Consider the following 18175-nt stretch of genomic DNA (forward strand, 5'->3'; position numbering starts at 1 on the left):
CCGGTCGGGCAGGCGTTGCCCGCCATCCCGCCGGAACGGCGAGCCGGCGCTGCCGGCCGCCGCGGTGAGGGTGGCAATGGCCGCCGGTATCCCGCCAACCCGTCTGGGGTGTCGCCGTGGCGCGGGTGGCCAGGCGGCAGGGTGTTGCCGCCAGCCGGACAGCGGCCGGGCGGCCATCAGGCCTGATTCGGCGGGTCCACCAGCAGGCTGGGATCCTCGGTCAGGTCCTCGAGCAGGCCGCGCGACTGCACCGGTGGCAGGGATTCCACCTTGCGCAGGGACCGGTCGATGGCGCGCGTGCGGACCTCGGCCTGGTCGATGGTGCGGGTGGCCTCCTCCAGCTTTTTCTTGGTCTTGGCCAGCACGTCGCCGAACTTGCCGAATTCCGTCTTCACCGCGCCGAGCACCTGCCAGACCTCGCTGGAGCGCTTTTCGATCGCCAGGGTGCGGAAGCCCATTTGCAGGCTGTTGAGGATGGCGGTCAGCGTGGTCGGGCCGGTGAGGGTGATGCGGTAGTCGCGCTGCAGCGCGTCGAACAGGCCGGGCCGGCGGATGACCTCGGCATACAACCCCTCGATGGGCAGGAACAGCAGGCCGAAGTCGGTCGTGTGCGGCGGTTCGATGTACTTGTCGCGGATGGTCTTGGCCTCGGCGCGGATGCGGTTTTCCAGTGCGCGGCCGGCATCTTCCATGGCGGCCACATCGCCCTGTTCCTGCGCCTCCAGCAGCTTCTGGTAATCCTCCAGCGGGAACTTGGCATCGATGGGCAGCCAGATCACGCTGCCAGCCTCGTCGCGGCCGGGCAGGCGGATGGCGAATTCCACCCGTTCCGTGCTGTTGGGCCGGGTGGCGACGTTCTTGGCGTACTGGCCGGCGCTCAGGATCTGCTCCAGGAGGTTGTCCAGCTGCACCTCGCCCCAGGTGCCGCGCACCTTGACGTTGCTCAGCACCTTCTTGAGGTCGCCGACGCCGGAGGCCAGGCTCTGCATCTCGCCGAGCCCCGCGTGCACCCGTTCCAGCTGTTCGCTGACCCGCTTGAAGGATTCGCCCAGGCGCTGCTCCAGGGTGCTGTGCAGCTTTTCGTCGACAGTCTGGCGCATCTGCTCCAGCTTCTGGTTGTTGTCGGTCTGGATGTCGCCGAGGCGCTGCTCGATGCTGGCCCGCAGGGTGTCCATGCCCTCGGTGTTGCGCTGCATCAGCTGGTGCAACTGGCCGGTCAGGGTCTCGCCGAAACGCTTGAGGCTCTCGCCCTGTTCCACCCGGCCATCGCGGGCATCCTGCTGGGCCTGATTGAGTTTCTCGTCGACGGTCTGGCGCATCCGCTCCAGCTTCTGGCCGTTGTCGGTCTGGATGTCGCCGAGGCGCTGCTCGATGCTGGCCCGCAGGGTGTCCATGCCCTCGGTGTTGCGCTGCATCAGCTGGTGCAGCTGGCCGGTCAGGGTCTCGCCGAAACGCTTGAGGCTCTCGCCCTGTTCCACCCGGCCATCGCGGGCATCCTGCTGGGCCTGATTGAGTTTCTCGTCGACGGTCTGGCGCATCCGCTCCAGCTTCTGGCCGTTGTCGGTCTGGATGTCGCCGAGGCGCTGCTCGATGGCGGCCCGCAGGGTGTCCATGCCCTCGGTGTTGTGTTGCGTCAGCTGGTGCAGCTGGCCGGTCAGGGTCTCGCCGAAGCGCCTGAGGCTCTCGCCCTGTTCCGCGCGCCCGGCGCGGGCATCCTGCTGGGCCTGGTTGAGTTTCTCGTCGATGCGCTGGCGCAGCTGCTCGTTCTGGCCCGACAGGGTGCCGCTCAGCCGCTCGCTGGCCCGGTTCAGTTCGTCGCGGGTCTGCCCGAGCGAGGTCGCCACCTCGTGCCGGTTGATGGCCAGTTCCTCCCGGAGGCCGCGTTCCAGCCGCTCGCCGCTGCCCTGCAAATGCTGGAAGCGACCTTGCAGGTCGGCAAGGCGCGCGCCCAGCCGCAGAAACAAGCCGAGCAGTAGCAGCAGGAGCAGGAATGTCGCGGCCAGCAAGGGGCCGATCCAGGGTTCGAGGCTGGTCATCATCGGGGCAGGCAAGGGTTGTGGAGGGATCCGGCGACCGGGGCGGGCGGGGCTCGCCCGCGTGTCGGCCGGTTATGGTACGACGCAGGCCGGATGCCGTCGAATGCGGGGCGATGAGTCGGCGAATGGCGCCAGGCTTGGGCTGGACGGCGCACCGGACAGGCAACCCTGGCGCCTTGGCGAGGATGTCGTATGCTGGCGGCGACCCCGAGGCGGTGTCTGCCGCGGTCCCGGGCGTCTTCCCTGACGCGTGCTGCCATCCCGAACGAGAGCCCAACATGATGCGATCTCTGCTGACATTCCTTTTGCTTATGCTGCTGACCAGCTGTGCCGGCAGCTCTGGCATGGGCGGAGGCGGGATGGGCACCGACTGGGGCAGTGGCGGCATGGAGATGGGGGTTCACCTGGGCGGCTGGGGCGATGGCTATGGCGGCAGCTGGGGACACGCCCCCACCACCGGCGTGCTGTCGGATCTCGACAACGATCCGCATGCCGCATCGACCTACCGGAATCCACTGTTCTCGCCCGGCGCCGCCACCGGCTACTACCATCCCGCCCGCTAGGCCCAGGCGGATGGGGGCGGCCAAGACCGCCGCGGATTCGCCGGGATTCCGCAAGGCTCAGCTTCGGCGCCATGCCTGTCGGCAATGGCTGGCCGTAGCACGGCATGCGTACCGGCCGCCTGATCGACGATGCCCAAGGGCATCACACCTGCACCCGCGTGCCTCGCGAACCAACTCCAACACATGCCCAAGGCGCGGAAATCGCCCGACATCAGGCATGGCCCGGACAGCTGGACCCAAGGGTATATTTCACAGATCATGAGCAGCCATGGCGACGGCCGGGCAACGGGAGTACCAAGGGCCCGGTGCCTGCGTCGCGTCGTGCTTCCTGATGGATGATGAGCGGCCTTGTTGGGCGGGATGGCCTTCTTGTTAAGGTTTCGCAAGGTTATCCGCGATGCCGGTGGTAGCCTTCGAGGTGCGCCTTCATGCTCCGAGTCTTGTTGGGTGGTTTCCGGAACGCGACCCAGGCCGGGCGGGCAGCCCGGGGTTATGGGGCGCACGGTATGAAGACCGGGTGGAATCCAGCCCTGGCTCAACACGGGAGGCGCGCGTGTCTTGTCGCCATGTGCGGAAGCCGATTGCTTGCCATCTGCCTGCGGGATCGTCTGATTCAGGGGCATCTTGGGGGTAATGGCCTGGTTGCTTGGGCTTGGGACGTTGTTGTCTGTGAGGCTATGGGGGGCAGAAGCTGTCTCTGTCCCGAGGTTTTATGGGCGGGCCGGGGTATGGGTTTCGAGTGCCGCATGATTTGCGCTCAGGCATTTGTGGTCCGGCCAAAACATTATTGCGGGTGATGACTATGTCTTCTGTGAGAGCCGTTGTGCCCATCAAGGCAAAAAGAATGTTACCAGCGCTGGTTGCTTGTCTTTTGGCGCTGGCCTTCTCGCAGGCCAGTTATGCCGGTGCGGGATACCGCTTCCTGCTGACCAACAAGATGAAGCCTCTGGCGAGCGACCCCGGTTATCCCCAGCTGACCGTTCATGTTGCTGGAGGATACAACTGCTGGTACCTGAATGGCATTGCCGACTGGAATCAGTATTCCAAGCCAGGCGATATTGAAATCAATCTATACACCGAAAGGAAGAACAGCCTGGACTGTTTCTATGGCATTACACCTTCTGCCTCCACCGATGTCGGGGTGTTTGTCAAGGCTAACCCTGATGCACCATGGGTGCGTCTGGGCACGCGATCGGTGCTGTGGAATGTTGGCAATCTTGATAATGGCTTCTATATCGATCCTCCGCTTCCGCTCAGCGGCTTGTTCGGTATGTGTGGGCTCACCGTGAATTCGCTTGCCACGGTGATAAACTCGACTGTACCCGGTACCAATCTCGCCCAGGTTACCGTGAGTGGTACCCCAAAAATTGACGGCTGTCAGGATGCCTATTCAACGACTGCCACGCAGCTGGAATCCGTACGTTCGTCGACAGTTGATGGGGACGCGGGTATCAGGAACGTCAGGACGATCAGGCTGAAGCGCGGGCAGACGAGGAAAATAAGCCTCGCGGGTCTGGATCCCGAGTCTGTTTGGGAGCTGGATGGTGGGACTTGCAAGGGCGATCCCGTATTGACCTCCGACCTCAAGGCCAACCATACGCGACATCGGGTACTGCCGCAGACTGTCAATGTTACCGCCATCGGAGTGGGGCGGCGGGTGTGCGATCTCACCGCCTATCATTATCCGGAGCGGTCCTTCGTCTCCAGCCGGCGGTTCATATTCATCGTCAAGTGAGTCAGGCGGGCATGCAAGGCGCCTGTGCGCTCAAAGACCGCTTGCGCCCGGGGTTTGAAAACGCCCCGGGCAAGGGGGCTGGCCGGCGGCGCTCCGGGCCACTGCATGGGCGGATATATGCCTGTCCTGCCGGTGGTCAGGACGGTTCTGAGCGGGCCATGGAGGAGCTTGACATCACCCCTGTCGTGCAGGTGTTTCCGTTGTTTTGATGAGCATTATGGGAGATCAGTCATGAAATCTGCATTCGGAAAAGCCTTCCTGGCGATTTGGCTTCTGCTGGCGCTGTCGGGCTTTGCCTCTCATGTGTGGGCGGCCAAGTACTATGCGATTGTCGATGCCGGGAGCAGCGGTTCAAGGTTGTATCTGTACAAGTCGGAGGCTGACGCCCGAGGCAATCCGGTCGCCGAAAATATTCCTTTGGCCGGCAATAAGGTCACGCCTGGTATCTCTACCCTCGTCACCCAGCCATCCAAGGTCGGGGCTTATATCGCCCCGCTCTTCAATCTGCTCGATGCCGAGCTGAAGGCCAGAGGCGTGCCACAAACCGATGTGAAGTTTTCTCTCATGGCGACAGCCGGGATGCGAGTGGAGTCTCCCTTGCAGCAGAAGAAGGTCTACGAGGCAGTAGCGGATGAGGCAAAAAAGACGCTCCCCGGCATGAATGTCCAGTATACCTTGACTCTGCAGGGACGTTACGAGGGCGCTTTTCAATGGCTATCGGTCAATTATCTGAAGGGGAACCTGGCGGCGGGAGGTGGCACGAATGGCGTCCTGGAGACGGGTGGCGGCTCCTACCAGATGACCTGGGCGACCTCAGTCAAGGCCAGGAACACCATTGATATCTTTTCCCTGACGTACGGGGTTACCCCCTACACCCTGTTTTCGAGAAGCTATACCGGCCTTGGCGGCAATTATTCCCGAGAGGATGCAACCGATGATCCCAGCTCATTTCCGGTCGGTTATCCCTTGGCGAGTGGTGCGGTGGGTTCGGGCAATTACAGGAAGGGACTTGTCAATACCCGTAAGCTGATCAGGGCTCGGCCGACGGCAATCCCAGAAGCCGTGAAGGTGCCACGTCTGGAAAGCTTTGTCGGGGTGGGGCTGTTCAAGAATGTAGCGACGAACTTGAAACTTGGGGACAGTATTTCCTCCGCGCGGGTTGACCGGGCTGCTACCGTGATTGCGCTGACACCTTGGGCGGTTCAGGTGAGTGAGCAGCCCAATAATCCATTTCTTTTCGGTCAGGTGGATTCTGCGCAATTGGTCTCGGAGCTGATACGAACCTGGTTCCAGAGCAATCGTGAGCTACCGGTCGCGGATCAAATCAACGGGACGGAGATAAGCTGGACGTTGGGAGCCGTGCTTTTCCTGGCGTCGAATAACCTGCTGCCAACGCAGTGGTGATCCGTTTGGACGCAATCCACCACGATCGCGACAGCCGGGTGCCTTTTGGGGCTTGGCAATATGAGTCAGTGCAATCACGGCAGGGCTGTGCGCCTTGGCATGCTGCTGATGGGCAAGTGGTGGACTTACTACATGAACAGGGCCGTGACGAACCAATAGAGGTTGCTGGGACAGTGTGGCCATGAACTGACCCGCCATTCTCGCCTGCAACCGGTTGCTGCACTACGGCACCCGTACCGGCAACCTGCTTGATCACGACCAGTATCCGGGGCTTCAGATCCTCCTGGAGGGTGGCATCGAGCACCCTGCGCGGCGGATTGTTGGATTGAAGGACATGTCCAGGCCAAGACAGCATCTGCTTTTTTTTCTGCTGACGGCAGCCTTGTCGGCCGGCGCCGATGACCGCATCACCCGCCGGGCCGTGTTCGAGGACACATCGGCGGCGCTGGATTTTCAGCAGGTTCAGCCCCAGGTCTTCACGTCCTACGACGGCATCCTCAGCCGGGGGTACAGCCGCTCGGCCCTTTGGGTCCGGCTGCACGTCGAGCCGGACCCAGGCAAGGCGTCGGAGTCGCTGATCCTGCGCATCCGGCCCGGGTATCTCGACGAGGTGCGGCTGTACGACCCCGGCTACCACTCATTGGGGCGCGAGGTCACCGGCGATCGCTATCCCATCGCACAGGATCGTTATCGATCCCTGAACATCAATCTGACGATTCCGCAGGGCGAGCGGCCCCGGGACATCTGGCTGCGGATCGCATCGACCAGCACGCTGCTGTTCCAGGTACAGGCGCTGAGTCAGGCCGAAGCCCTGCAACTCGACCGTACCCAGGAAATCTCCTACAGCCTGTATCTGGCCACCGTGGGATTTTTTCTCGCCTGGGGCATGGCCCATTGGCTGTCCCTGCGGGACAGGCTGGTACAGGCATTCGTGCTGAAACAAGCCGCCTGCCTCATCTTCATGATCGGTTTCCTTGGCTATGCCAGAACGTTCTGGCCGGCGGGGTTGACGGGCTGGAATGCCGGCCAATACACCGACTGGACCTTCCCGTTTTACGTCATCATGGGCTCGATATTCGATTACCGGCTGCTGCGCTCGTTTCGAGCCCATCGCGCAGGGCTGCTCATCCTGCGGAGCCTGATTGCCGGTGCGGCGCTTTGCTATCTGCTGCTGATCTTCGGTCAGGCACGCTTGGCCTTCATGATTTTGGCCAGCGTGATTCTGGCCGAGATCAGCCTCACCCTGGTGCTCGCAGTGAACACCCCTCCGCCGGAGACGCTACCGGGCCAGGAGCATCCGCTGATGAGTCGCCGTGCTCTGATATGCCTGTATCTGGCGATTTTTCTGGGTTTCACGTTCTCGTCGCTGCCAGCCCTTGGATTGACCAGGGCCGAGTTTTTGGTGTTCGACGGATTCCTGACCCATAGCCTGATTTCCGGCGTGGCGCTGCTGGTCGTCATGATGCGACGCGTTCGCGAAAGCGAGAGGCTCCGCATCAGCGCTGAAACGGCCTGCCAGTTCGCCGAGCGCCGGGCGATGGATGAACGGCATCGGCGTCAGGAACAGGCTGCGTTCCTGACCATGCTGACCCATGAGCTCAAGACGCCGCTCGCGGTGGTCCGCATGGTGCTCGGGGCCAGAATGACGACCTCAGCCATGAAGGCGGAGGCCGAGCGCTCCATTCGCGACATGAGCAACATCATTCAGCGCTGCACGCAGGTGGAAAGGCTGGTCGATCACGCCGCGCAGAACAACATGCAGCCATGTGACCTGCAAGAAGAACTGACCGACTTGATAAGCGGCACCCCCCAATCCAGCCGTCTGGTCTGGCAAGCCGCTGCCTTGTCGCCCATTCGGACCGACCCGTTCCTGCTGCGCCTGATCATCGCCAACCTGATCGACAATGCCTGCAAGTACAGTCCGGATGGCAGCCCCATCACGCTGGAAATCACGGAGGCGATCGTGAGGGAAAGCCCATGGCTTTGCATTCGCGTGGCCAACCGGCCGGGCAAGGCTGGCTGGCCAGATCCGCAACGGGTGTTTCAGAAATACTACCGCCACCCGCGCGCCCATGAGCACACCGGCAGTGGACTGGGGCTGTTTCTCTCCGCCCGCCTGGCCGAGCGCTTGGAGGGCAAATTGCGCTACTGCCCCACCCAGACCGAAATCAGGTTTGAGTTATGGATACCGCGCTGAGCATTGTTCTGGTCGAAGATCACGCCGCATTGCGCCGGGTCACAGCGGAGGTATTGCGGCAGGAGGGGCACAGGGTCACGGAACTCGCCTGCGCCGAGGATATGGAGGACGAGTTCGGCGCCCAGCCAGCCGATCTCTTCATCATCGATCTCAGCCTGCCGGGTGAGGATGGCCTCAGTCTCGCCGGCCGTCTCAGAGCGGTACAACCGGGGCTGGGCATCATCATGCTGACGGCCCGCGATCAGGCGGAGGACATGGTCGCAGGCTTTGTCACGGGCGCCGACCTGTACCTGGTCAAGCCGGTGGATACACAGGTGCTGCTGGCGGCCATCGGTGCCCTGTCACGACGGTTCAGGTCCTCATCGGGGGAGGATGTTCTACGTCTGGAAAGCCTCAGCCTGCACCTTCGCGGTGTCCAGGGGGAAAGCCATCTCTCGTCCGGCGAAGCGAGAGTGCTCACCGGCCTGGCCCGAGCTCCGGGTCAACGGCTCGCCCTGTTCCAGGTGGCCGAACTCATGGGGCAGAGCGTCGAAGGTTTCAACAAGGCCAGCCTCGAAGTCCGCATGGCGCGCCTGCGCAAGAAGCTCATCGAGGTCGGCGCGCCCGCCGGCTGTCTCAAGGCCCTCCGAAACGAGGGTTATCAACTCTGCTTGTCGATCCATATCCGCTAAGCACGGCGGCAAAGCCGACAATCCCACGCGACGTGGGTGGCTTCTCCGTCTCCGTTAAGGTTTTGCAAGCTTACCAATAAAGCCAGTGATAGATTCGGATGCGCAGAAAACATGGATGAGCCCGATGTCTGGGGAGGCGTTCCCCTCCGGGTGCGGGCAGCCCGCGCCGAACTCAAGGCGCGTAGCGGAACGGAATCGGACCGACTGGAAGCCGGCTGGGGATTGCCCCGAGGGGGTAACCCGCCGGAATGTGGAGATCACCGGTTTTGTGAGGAGCACGAGTCATGTTTAAACACGTTTTTCCAACCGTTGCAGGCGTCGCCTGCCTGAGTTTGTTGGCCATGATGCCACTCCATGGCCAGGCCAGCACCGGCAAGCCAGCCCTGCCGACACCGATTCGTCCGGTGGCATCATCCAGCCCCTTCACCTTTCAGCAAAGGTTGCCGGACATTCCCAGCAACCTCGAGCGGAGGTATGTGGCCGTCGATACCGGTGGTTCGGCGACCTGTGCGATCCGGGCCAAGGATCGCGGAATCGATTGCTGGGGACTCAACGAACTCGGCCAGGCCTCGCCACCGCTCAAGGGCAAGTTCAAGTCCCTGTCCCTGGGCGGCAGCGTGGGCTGCGCACTGACGATCGGCAATCGCCTGGCATGCTGGGGGCAGGAAACCAGCTTGCCCGGCCCTGATCAGGTCCGCAGACGCTATGTTGCCGTCAGTGCAGGCGAGGGCCATGTCTGCGCGATCCGAGCGGGCAATCGTGCCGTCGAGTGCTGGGGCAGTAATACCCACGGGCAGCTGAACAGCCCCCGGGGCGCGTTCAGGTCGATCTCGTCTCGCGCCAACAAGACCTGTGGCGTGCGCCAGAATGGCCTATTGGCGTGCTGGGGCGACCCGGCCTTCCTGGCCTATCCGCGCCCGACCGGAACATTCAGGGACGTATCGGTAGGGACCCTGCATGGCTGCGCCGTGCGTGCCGATGACAGCAAGGTCGTCTGCTGGGGGAATGGATACTATGGTGAGGATCTGCCGCCGGCAGGGCGCTTCAGGTCGGTGACCAGCGGCACCGATCATACCTGTGGGCTGCGCACTGATGGCACAACAGCCTGCTGGGGGCGAAACCAGTGGGGCCAACTGGACATCCCCGGCGATCTCCCGGTCCGGACCCTGATGGCGGGTGGTGCCCAGACCTGTGCGCTGGACAGGGATCGCCGGCTGCTCTGCCGCGGCTCATTTGCCTTCAACACGCTGCTGTTTCCACGCCATCCGATGGCGCAGTCCGGCGGGGGGGAGCCACAGGCATCACCCCAGGTTGCGATCATCGATGACCTTGCCTCCAGCGTCATCACCAACTTCCTGGGAAATCTCTTCACAAATTGGGGCGATGCCACCGACGGCGCCCTCGGGGATACCTTGCTGTTCGTCGGCGGACTGCTGGGTGGCAGCTCGGACAAGGCAACCATCGAAAAGCTGCAAGCCATCCAGAGTCAGCTCGATGCCTTGGCCAATTCCCTGTCGGCTGTCGATAAAAAGGCCAGCGTCATCCTGTCCGACATCAAGATACTGCAATGCGATGACAAGCTGGGTGACCTGGACGGTGCGGTCCGGAGTATCCGTGCCGCCAGCCTGAAGTACCATGGCTCGGGTATCCTCACCGATACCGGTTCCTATATGGCGCAGGTCCGTAATGAACTGACGAAGGCGCAGCAGGCCGGATACGTGCCAACCGACCTGCGGCCCTCGATGCGTCAGTTCGTGGCGGACTGGTACGACAAGGTTGCCGGGGACATGGCGCGAATCGATGAGGTCCTGATGAACGCCGGCTACAAGACCGGACCGCTGGGCGCCTGTCTCGACAAGGCCTTCATGGCGTTCCAGACCCGGGCCGGCGACAAGCAGTTCGATGATCGGCGGGTTTATCAGGGCATCTACTGGGTGATCCAGAAAGCCATGGTGGATCAGGCGCTGGGCGCGCAGATGCTGCTGGACATGAACAAGTTCGGTGCGATCACCGCCCTGTCGGACCCGGCGGTCGAGCCGGATACGCCGGTGATCCCGGAAGGTGGCGAGTGGCAGGCGCAGACCCTGTGTGCCGACGTCAAGGGTCATGCCGCCAAGGCGGCGAGTAACCGGCGTTGGGACAGGGCGCTTCAGGCCTGTCAGCGTAACGAGAACGTGACGCGCCTCCTCTACCGCAACCTGGTGCAGCAAATCGAGCTCGCGGGGGCGCCTTACACCGACAAGGACGTGATGTTGTCCATGGGCTCCGACCTATTGGGTAAGGGGACAGCCAAGGATAACCTGCTCTGGCTGCGCAGCTTTGAGCGTAAGCTGCCCGGCGTGCGCGCCCGTCACTGGAACTGGGCCATGGACCAGAGCAATAACGACCTTACCGGTCATGGCGGCGCCAACATCTACTTCTCTGAAGGTGATCGCGACCAGGTGGGCACCTGGAGAGCCGATGGGCGCAGTTGGAGCGATCTTTTCCAGAACGCGGAGGCTTCAGGCTTTGAGAAGGACAGGGTCACCTTCATGGCCAATACGGTGAGCGACATCGATGGGAGCAGCCTGTTCAATCCGGAAATCAAGGGCATCACGTTCTGGATGACAGGCTCGACCTATCGTCTTGACTGGCGTGATGTGATACCGGACAACGCCGAAGCCAACAGCGCCCCGATGGACGGTGCCAAATGCTTTGTCGGGAGTGAAATCATGAAGATATGTTCCTCGCAGGAACTTGGCGGCATCAGTGGCCTGAGCTATGACAGCCGCGGTTTTGGGACAAAATATTACAACCTTCGCTGGAACGACAAATACAGGTCATATACCCAAGCGCTTGGCGACTATACGGTGCCCTACTATACGTATAACTTTAATACATCGCGGCCCATGCACCCTGACCCCGATAAGATCACGCAGGAGGCGAATTTCTGGCCCCAGCGCGATACCCTGCTGTATCGCATGCCGGTATTGAATGTGAAATACCGGAACTGCACCTCCGCCATGGTCATCGCCAATCAGGACAAGCAGAGGGTGAGTGTCCGCCTGGTCGCGGGCAACGATGGCGTCACCCGGGAACTGCCGAGTCGTTGTGGAACCGATCTCGATTACTTCATCGACAAGATGATCAAGCGTCCCGACGTGCCTGAGCTCGACAGGCTGGTGCGCAAGCCGGTCTATCCGGCGGGCGTGAATTAGGCTGATTGTCTGGCGACCCGCTCCGGGCCTATCCGGTCTCCCGCTCCCCCGGGCGCGGGAGACCGCACAATTCGGCCCACTCTTGCGTCATGGCCCCGAGATCCGGCGCGATCCGTCATCCGAGGGAGCGATGATGATCGGCCTGCTCCTGCGGCGATGGTTCATGGTCCTGGTTCTGCTCGGGCTTGCGTCCACGGGGACGGTCGCGCAGGAGCAGGCGGACGCGGATGTGTCAGGGACCGTCGTATTCGCCGGCCACATCGAGATGCTGTCGGACCCCGGCGGCGCATGGGAAGCCGCCCAGGTTCTCGCCCAACCGGGTGGGAACTGGCAGCGGGTGGTGTCCGGGGTGTTGCCGCTGGGTTACCGGACCGGAGTCTGGTGGGTGCGCTGGCAGTTGCGCAATGCCGGGCAGCGGCCGGCACAGCGCCTTCTGGAGGTCGGCTGGCCCCTGCTGGACTGGCTGGACGTTGACCTCGTCGACGAGCAGGGCGAGATACGGCAGCGCTGGCGCACCGGCGACCAGCGGCCGGTCGGAACCCGGCCCTGGCCGGGACCGGACTTTGTTTTCCCGGTCGAGCTGCCCCCGGGCCAGAGCCGTCTTGTCCTCCTGCGGCTGGCGCTGCGCGACGGGGTATTCGACATGGTGCCCTTGCGGCTCTGGCAGCCGGAGGCCTTCGTAGCCAGCCAGCAAGCGCTGTTGCTGTGGCAGGGCCTGTATTTCGGCGCCATCCTTGCCATCCTCGTCTACAACGGGCTGCTGTACTGCGGCACTCGCGACCGCCACTTTTTCGACTACGTCGTGTACCTGGGGCTACTGGCCCTCTGGGCCTTCGGCTATCGTGGTTACGGCTATCTCCATGTGTGGCCGGGCGCACCCTGGATCAACAACCTGCTGAATCTCGTCGTGCCGGTCGCCGCCGTGGTCGCGGCGACCCGTTTCGCGATGGGATTTCTGGAAACCCGGCGGCGGGCACCGGGGCTGCATCGTGTCCTGCTGGCGATCACCGGCCTGATGCTGGTACCCGCCGCGGGTTCCCTGCTGGACCAGTTCGGTCATGCCGTCCCGGTACGGCCGATTTTCCAGCTGCACGTTGCGCTGGTGCTGGCCAACAGCCTGCTCCAGATCGCGACCGGCATCGTCGTCTATCGACGCGGTCTGGGGGCCGCCCGCTATTTCCTCTGGGCCTGGGCCTGCCTGGGGTTGGGCGTGGCGGTGTTCCTGCTTGCCTCCGTCGATAACGCCGTGCTGCCCTTCAATGCCTGGACCAGCAATGCCGTCAACATCGGCTCCGCGCTGGAGTTCCTGCTGCTGGCCCTGGGGCTGGGTGATCGCTACCGGCAACTGCGCGAGCACAACCGGCAGATGGAGGCGGAGGCTTACCGGATGCAGATCCGCCAGAATGTGTTTGCCACCGTCTCGCACGAAATCCGCACGCCACTGACCATCATCCACAGCGCCGCCGAGAATCTGCTGCTCATGGCCGAGCCACTGCAAGCGGCCACCCGACGGCGTTTCGAGCGTATCCGTAGCGCGAGCCAGCGGCTGATGGCGCTGTTCGACGAAGCGGGTGGCCCGGACCTGCTCGGGTCCGACCGGGGGGTGTCGCGCCAGCCCTGCGATCCACGCCAGCTGCTGGAGGATGCCGCCGGAGCCGCGCGGCTGGTATCCGGCCACCATGTCGTCAGCGTCGACACCCGCGGCCTGCCGCCCGTGTGCCATTGCGACTTGGGGCTGACCCGCCTGGCCCTGCGCAGCCTGGCCGACAACGCGGTCAAGTACACGCCGGCCGGTACCCAGGTCGACTTTCGCGGCGGTCATGATCGGCAAGGCATCTGGCTGGCGGTCGCGGACCAGGGGCCGGCGCTGGCGCCGGAATTGCTGGAGCGGTTGTTCGAACCCGGTTTCCGTGGCGCCGGGGACATGCCCGGCACGGGCTTGGGTTTGACGCTGGCCCGTCTGATGATCGAGCAGCAGGGCGGTACCCTGACCGCCAGCAGCCAACCGGGCGGGGGCTGCTGCTTCATCCTCCGCTTGCCGCAACGGAACCGATAACCGTCCGCCGGGCCCGGCGCCAGTCCCGCGACACAAGCTCAGACGCAGCGTATCGGCACGCCGAAGCTGTAGCCGTGACGGTGTCGCGTCTTCAGTGGCAGCGGCTCGCCGGTGACGCTTTGCCAGCGTGAGCGCAAGCGGCAGATGGCGGTGTCCAGCCGGCGCAGGTCGAAGTCCTCCCAGCGGTAACCCATCGCAGTCACCAGCTCCTTGCGGCTCAGGGTCGCGCTTCCGGCGACCGCCAGCCGTTCAAACAGCAGCATTTCAAAGGGCTTGAGGTCAAGCTGCCGGCCATCCGGATCGATGAGCCGCTGGGTCTGGCTGTCGAGCCGCCAGCTCCGGCCGACGCGCCGCAGCAGCGCCGCGACAATGGCGGCCAGCTCGGGCAGCTGGAAGGGCTTGACCAGGAAATGATCGGCGCCGCCGTCAAGCCCTCGCAGCCTGTCGTCGAGTGCGCTGCGCCCGGTCAGGATGATGATGCCGACCCGGGGTGAAGCCTGCCGCAGGCGGCTGGCGGCCGCGTAGCCGTCGCCGTCGGGCAGGCCGATGTCCAGGATGGCGATGTCCGCCTCCGCCATGAGTGGCCAGAAGTCGGCCAGGCGGCTCGCGCTCCGCACCTGATGACCGCAATAGGCGAGGAAGTCCGCCAGCTCCTCACGAATGTCCTCGTCATCTTCCAGCACTATCAGGGAGGCCATTGCGTTGCGGGTTCGGGGTATGGGCCGACTGTTGGGGGGGCTGAGCGTACCACCGGCAGCCGTGGCGCTTCCAGCTCACGGTTGGCCCGGGGCGCGCGACGGCGCGCAAAGGCTTGGCGGCACACAGGGCAAGGTCCTGGTAAGCATTTGTAAGGGAAGCCAAGGCCGGGATGTGGCAGGTTACGCGGGGAAACGATCCTGCTGCCCTTCGCCACCCATAGCCCGGGGTGAGCTCGCGTTCGGCGGGTCTCCCGAACGGAATGCCGGTGATATCGGTTGCGGAGCCGGGATGGGGAGGGGAGCTGCCGGAACGGCAAGGGAAGGTGTCACAGGCGAGGGATGGCGATGTCCGGGGAGATGCCCGGACGAAGGACGAGGCCTCAGGAAACAGGGCGTCGGTAACCGATCAACAATAATGAGGAAAGCACGTGAGCAACGAAATCCACCCCCCCGAGTCCGGGCGAGTCGCCGGCGGGATCGCATTCATCCTGTGTTTCCTGGCCAGCCTGTGTTCTCAGCAGGTCATGGCGTTCGGCTCCGCCATGACGCTGGGGCAGAACAATGAGCATGACCGTATCACTCAGGCCGCCCTGGGATGCGATTCCCAATATGACCCCCTCACCAAGCCTGCCCCCTGTTTTGAAAGAAAGACGCTGGACAATCTGGCGGGAATCTCGTTCGCGTATTTCTCCGCCGTGACGGCACCGGATGATATCGCCATGCACCTGTCCGGCGGGCCCGACTGGTGGCATTGCGACAAGGCCGATTTCTACAACGGTCCCGGCTACCCCATCTCACGGCCGGAAGCCACCCGGAAATTGCAGGAATGTCGCAAGTGGGCCAAGTACATCCTGACGAATGGCGTGAGCTATGACGATCCGCTCTGCCGGAATTCGGGTACCAACAAGCTGCGCTGGACGTTTCGCTGCGAAGGTGCGGCGAGTCTGGGATATCTCATGCTGGACGGTAAGGGCAACGTCGATGTTTCCCAGCCAGCGTCCTTCGGATGCGTGTTCAACGGCGCGAAGGGGCGCATCAAGTGCCAGGTGCTCCAGCAGTTCGGCTATACCCTGCATACCTTGCAGGATTTCTACTCGCATAGCAATTATGCGGATCTCAACATGACCTGGCCGCTCTCCTGGGAAAGCATTCCAGGCCTTGGCCTGGAAAAAACCCCCGAGTTCTGGAATCTTGGCCTGGATACCCCGGACTTGCCCGTGCTTCCGGATGAACGCTTGTCCAGTGGTTGCTACCCGGATGGTTCATGCGCCAAGCAAAGCCGATCGAATCATGAGCAGAACAACAAGGACAAGTCCGATATCAATCTCATCACCGGCAAGGTAACCAATCCCAGGACGCCCCGTGGCCAGCTGGAGTATTTCGGCATCAGCAACGCCCAGCGCGCCGTCGACCTGGCCATCCAGCAGACACGCATCGCCTGGACCAATCTGCAGGCGGAGATCATCCGCAAGGAAGGTGCCGAGCGGGGCGCCAGGATCATCTGTGCGATCGCCAGTGATCGGCCAAACGATTGTGGAAAAACCCGGGCCCAGCTCAACTCGGCTATGCCGGTCGCGCAGCCCGAGTCGCCCTCGGAGGTCGAGAAGCCGTTTGAATGGGTGATCAAGGCTTATCAGGAAGCGGCCTCGCAGCTGGAGCAGAGCCGGCAAACGGGTGCGCCGGTGGCCGAGTACACGCCAAGCATCGCCACGACCGCCGAGTTGGCCAAGGCGAACTGGAAGAGTTGCGGGACGCTCATCGTCGATCCGCGCCCCGTGGAGGTCGGTGACGACACGGATCCCCGTCTGGTGGTGACCAACTTGCGGGTGAGGGGCAGCAGCTGCCAAGCGGCAGCCCGCATGGTCAAGACCAAGCGTCTGTCCAATACCCAGCTGGGCAAGGGCATCAAGTCGCCCCTGCAATGTATTGCCATCCCGGATGTGGAAACCCCGCCGAGTGAAGATGCGCTGGTTGTGTGCAGGAACAGAAAGGAAACCATTGAAATCATGTTCACCCCGGATTGTCCCGACGGTGAATGTGGGCTTTGAGCACAGCTGATTGCCGCTATTGGAAAACCGGATTTGTCTGATTAGTATGATGATAAAGAAAAAAACTTTGGCCCTGGCACTGGTCATGCTCTCGATGTCGGAACTGGCCTTGGGTGCATCCCAGAAAACCATCCTCTGCGTGCGCAACCGAACGGCCCAGGCTCATGAGCTGGATGTGACCGGTATCGACAATTTCGATTGGGATGGCATATCGCGCCCCGACAACAACTTCAGGGGACAGCGCATCGCTCCCGGCGAGACGCGCTGTAACCGCGAAGAAGTCAATGCCTACAGCAACCCTGCCTTCACCTTCCTGGTCGATGGGGATCCCACCCGCATGATGCTCTTGGGGCGTGCGTGGTTTGCCTTTCAATCGAGCGATAATCCCAATGCCCTGTACGGCGACAGGATGACCGATACGCACCCGCAGATTCTCCTCGAGGGTTACGCCTGCAATAACGACCCTGCCTGTCGGCTCTTCGAGATCCGGCAGGATGTGGCACCCAGCACCGCCTGGATGGGACAGCTGCCGGATGCCACCCGCCTGAACCAGATCACCATCCCCGGAACACACGATTCGGCTGCCTACCAGGGCAACGATTGGGCCGGCTGGCCGTTCTATATCGCCCAGTACATGGGCCTGGGTGATCGTTCCAGCCAGAGGTCCGATGATTTCAGGGGCGCACCGCAAATGTCGATTTACGAGCAGCTGATGGCGGGTGTGCGCTTCCTCGATCTGCGGGGGCGACGCGTCAAGGGGGGATGCGCCCTGCATCATGGCGCTTACTATCTCAATCAGGGTTGCGGGGAATTCCTGGATACCGTCTACGGATTCTTGCGCACTCATCCAACCGAAACGGTCGTGATTTCCGTCAAGGAAGAAGATACCCCGATGGATGAGAGTTTGCCTTTCGAAGAGACGATCAAGCGCTATATCGACCAGAATCCGGAGTATTGGTATGTCGGCAACGGGATTCCTTCCCTGGGCGTCAACACAACCCGCACACGGCTGGCGGTGGAGGACGGTAACACCAACGTTCGCGGTCGCATCGTGCTGATTCGCCGTTACGATGCGCCGCTCACCCAGTACGGGATCGATGCGTTCCGTGGCTGGCCGGACAATGGCGTCGGCATTACCCGAAGTGGACACTTCTATGTCCAGGACGGTTACAAGAATTATCTGGCAAACGACAAGTGGGGGCTGTTTGCAAGTGCTTCCGAGTCGGCAAGGGTTGCCGATGTCAAGGATGCCTCGGCTCCCTGGTACCTGAATTTCTCAAGCGGCTATTTTGGCATCCCGAATCCCTATAATTTCTCGAAAAACCTCAACTTCAGGGTCAGGGACTTTTACACCATCAACCACAGAACGGGCCACTTCGGCACGGTCATCATGGACTTCATGACGCCGGAACTGGCCAGGACGCTGTATTCCACCAATTTTGCGCCCGGCTGGGGCAGGCGCAATTGAGTGGCCGGGGTGCCTGGCAAGTGCCGGAGCCATCGCGGTCAGGATGACATGAGGGGACATCAAGTACCTGTTCTCTTGATGTTGCCGGGAACGATAAAGTGC

At 62.6% G+C, this 18175-nt stretch carries 11 protein-coding genes; 9 read left to right on the forward strand and 2 right to left on the reverse strand.

Annotated features, from left to right (window positions below; all coding sequences use genetic code 11):
• Positions 1-176: 176 nt before the first annotated feature.
• A complete protein-coding gene (locus ACH5N8_RS04590) occupies positions 177-2051 on the reverse strand; it encodes a DNA recombination protein RmuC (RefSeq protein ID WP_483282688.1) in 1875 nt (624 codons plus the stop codon).
• Positions 2052-2314: 263 nt separating this feature from the next.
• On the opposite strand from ACH5N8_RS04590, the gene ACH5N8_RS04595 reads away from it, so the two are divergent.
• The 7 genes from ACH5N8_RS04595 (at position 2315) to ACH5N8_RS04625 (ending at position 13859) form a co-directional block, all read left to right on the forward strand.
• The gene (locus ACH5N8_RS04595) at positions 2315-2599 is read left to right on the forward strand and encodes a hypothetical protein (protein ID WP_483282689.1); all 285 of its coding nucleotides are present in this window, start codon (positions 2315-2317) and stop codon (positions 2597-2599) included.
• A gap of 823 nt (positions 2600-3422) precedes the next feature.
• Positions 3423-4334, forward strand: coding sequence for a hypothetical protein (locus ACH5N8_RS04600; RefSeq protein ID WP_483282690.1), 912 nt, complete (start codon positions 3423-3425; stop codon positions 4332-4334).
• A 231-nt stretch (positions 4335-4565) separates the two neighbouring features.
• The gene (locus tag ACH5N8_RS04605; protein WP_483282691.1) at positions 4566-5738 is read left to right on the forward strand and encodes a hypothetical protein; all 1173 of its coding nucleotides are present in this window, start codon (positions 4566-4568) and stop codon (positions 5736-5738) included.
• A gap of 334 nt (positions 5739-6072) precedes the next feature.
• Positions 6073-7935 carry a sensor histidine kinase gene (locus ACH5N8_RS04610; RefSeq protein ID WP_483282692.1) on the forward strand — a complete coding sequence of 621 codons (1863 nt, stop codon included), beginning with the start codon at positions 6073-6075 and terminating at the stop codon, positions 7933-7935.
• A complete protein-coding gene (locus ACH5N8_RS04615) occupies positions 7920-8606 on the forward strand; it encodes a response regulator transcription factor (RefSeq protein WP_483282693.1) in 687 nt (228 codons plus the stop codon). Before ACH5N8_RS04610 ends, ACH5N8_RS04615 begins: the two co-directional genes overlap by 16 nt.
• A gap of 476 nt (positions 8607-9082) precedes the next feature.
• Positions 9083-11803: an RCC1 domain-containing protein gene (locus ACH5N8_RS04620; RefSeq protein WP_483282694.1), complete on the forward strand. Its 2721-nt coding sequence runs from the start codon at positions 9083-9085 to the stop codon at positions 11801-11803.
• Positions 11804-11933: 130 nt separating this feature from the next.
• On the forward strand, positions 11934-13859 hold the full coding sequence (locus ACH5N8_RS04625) for a sensor histidine kinase (RefSeq protein WP_483282695.1): 1926 nt from the start codon (positions 11934-11936) through the stop codon (positions 13857-13859).
• 38 nt (positions 13860-13897) lie between these two features.
• Here the strand turns inward: ACH5N8_RS04625 and ACH5N8_RS04630 are convergent, their stop codons facing one another.
• Positions 13898-14557, reverse strand: coding sequence for a response regulator transcription factor (locus ACH5N8_RS04630; RefSeq protein WP_483282696.1), 660 nt, complete (start codon positions 14555-14557; stop codon positions 13898-13900).
• Between the two features lie 428 nt (positions 14558-14985).
• Between ACH5N8_RS04630 and ACH5N8_RS04635 the strand changes: the two genes are divergently transcribed.
• Positions 14986-16605, forward strand: coding sequence for a hypothetical protein (locus tag ACH5N8_RS04635; RefSeq protein WP_483282697.1), 1620 nt, complete (start codon positions 14986-14988; stop codon positions 16603-16605).
• A gap of 10 nt (positions 16606-16615) precedes the next feature.
• Positions 16616-18073 (forward strand): phosphatidylinositol-specific phospholipase C, encoded by a 1458-nt coding sequence (locus ACH5N8_RS04640; protein ID WP_483282698.1) that lies wholly within the window; start codon positions 16616-16618, stop codon positions 18071-18073.
• Positions 18074-18175 lie beyond the last annotated feature (102 nt).

The sequence above is a fragment of the Methyloparacoccus sp. NF-16 genome (genome assembly GCF_056880625.1).

Coding starts and splice junctions, on each gene's coding strand:
- ACH5N8_RS04595 (WP_483282689.1), top strand. CDS start 2,315: ATGATGCGATCTCTGCTGACATTCCTTTTGCTTATGCTGCTGACCAGC.
- ACH5N8_RS04605 (WP_483282691.1), top strand. CDS start 4,566: ATGAAATCTGCATTCGGAAAAGCCTTCCTGGCGATTTGGCTTCTGCTG.
- ACH5N8_RS04610 (WP_483282692.1), top strand. CDS start 6,073: ATGTCCAGGCCAAGACAGCATCTGCTTTTTTTTCTGCTGACGGCAGCC.
- ACH5N8_RS04615 (WP_483282693.1), top strand. CDS start 7,920: ATGGATACCGCGCTGAGCATTGTTCTGGTCGAAGATCACGCCGCATTG.
- ACH5N8_RS04625 (WP_483282695.1), top strand. CDS start 11,934: ATGATGATCGGCCTGCTCCTGCGGCGATGGTTCATGGTCCTGGTTCTG.
- ACH5N8_RS04630 (WP_483282696.1), bottom strand. CDS start 14,557: ATGGCCTCCCTGATAGTGCTGGAAGATGACGAGGACATTCGTGAGGAG.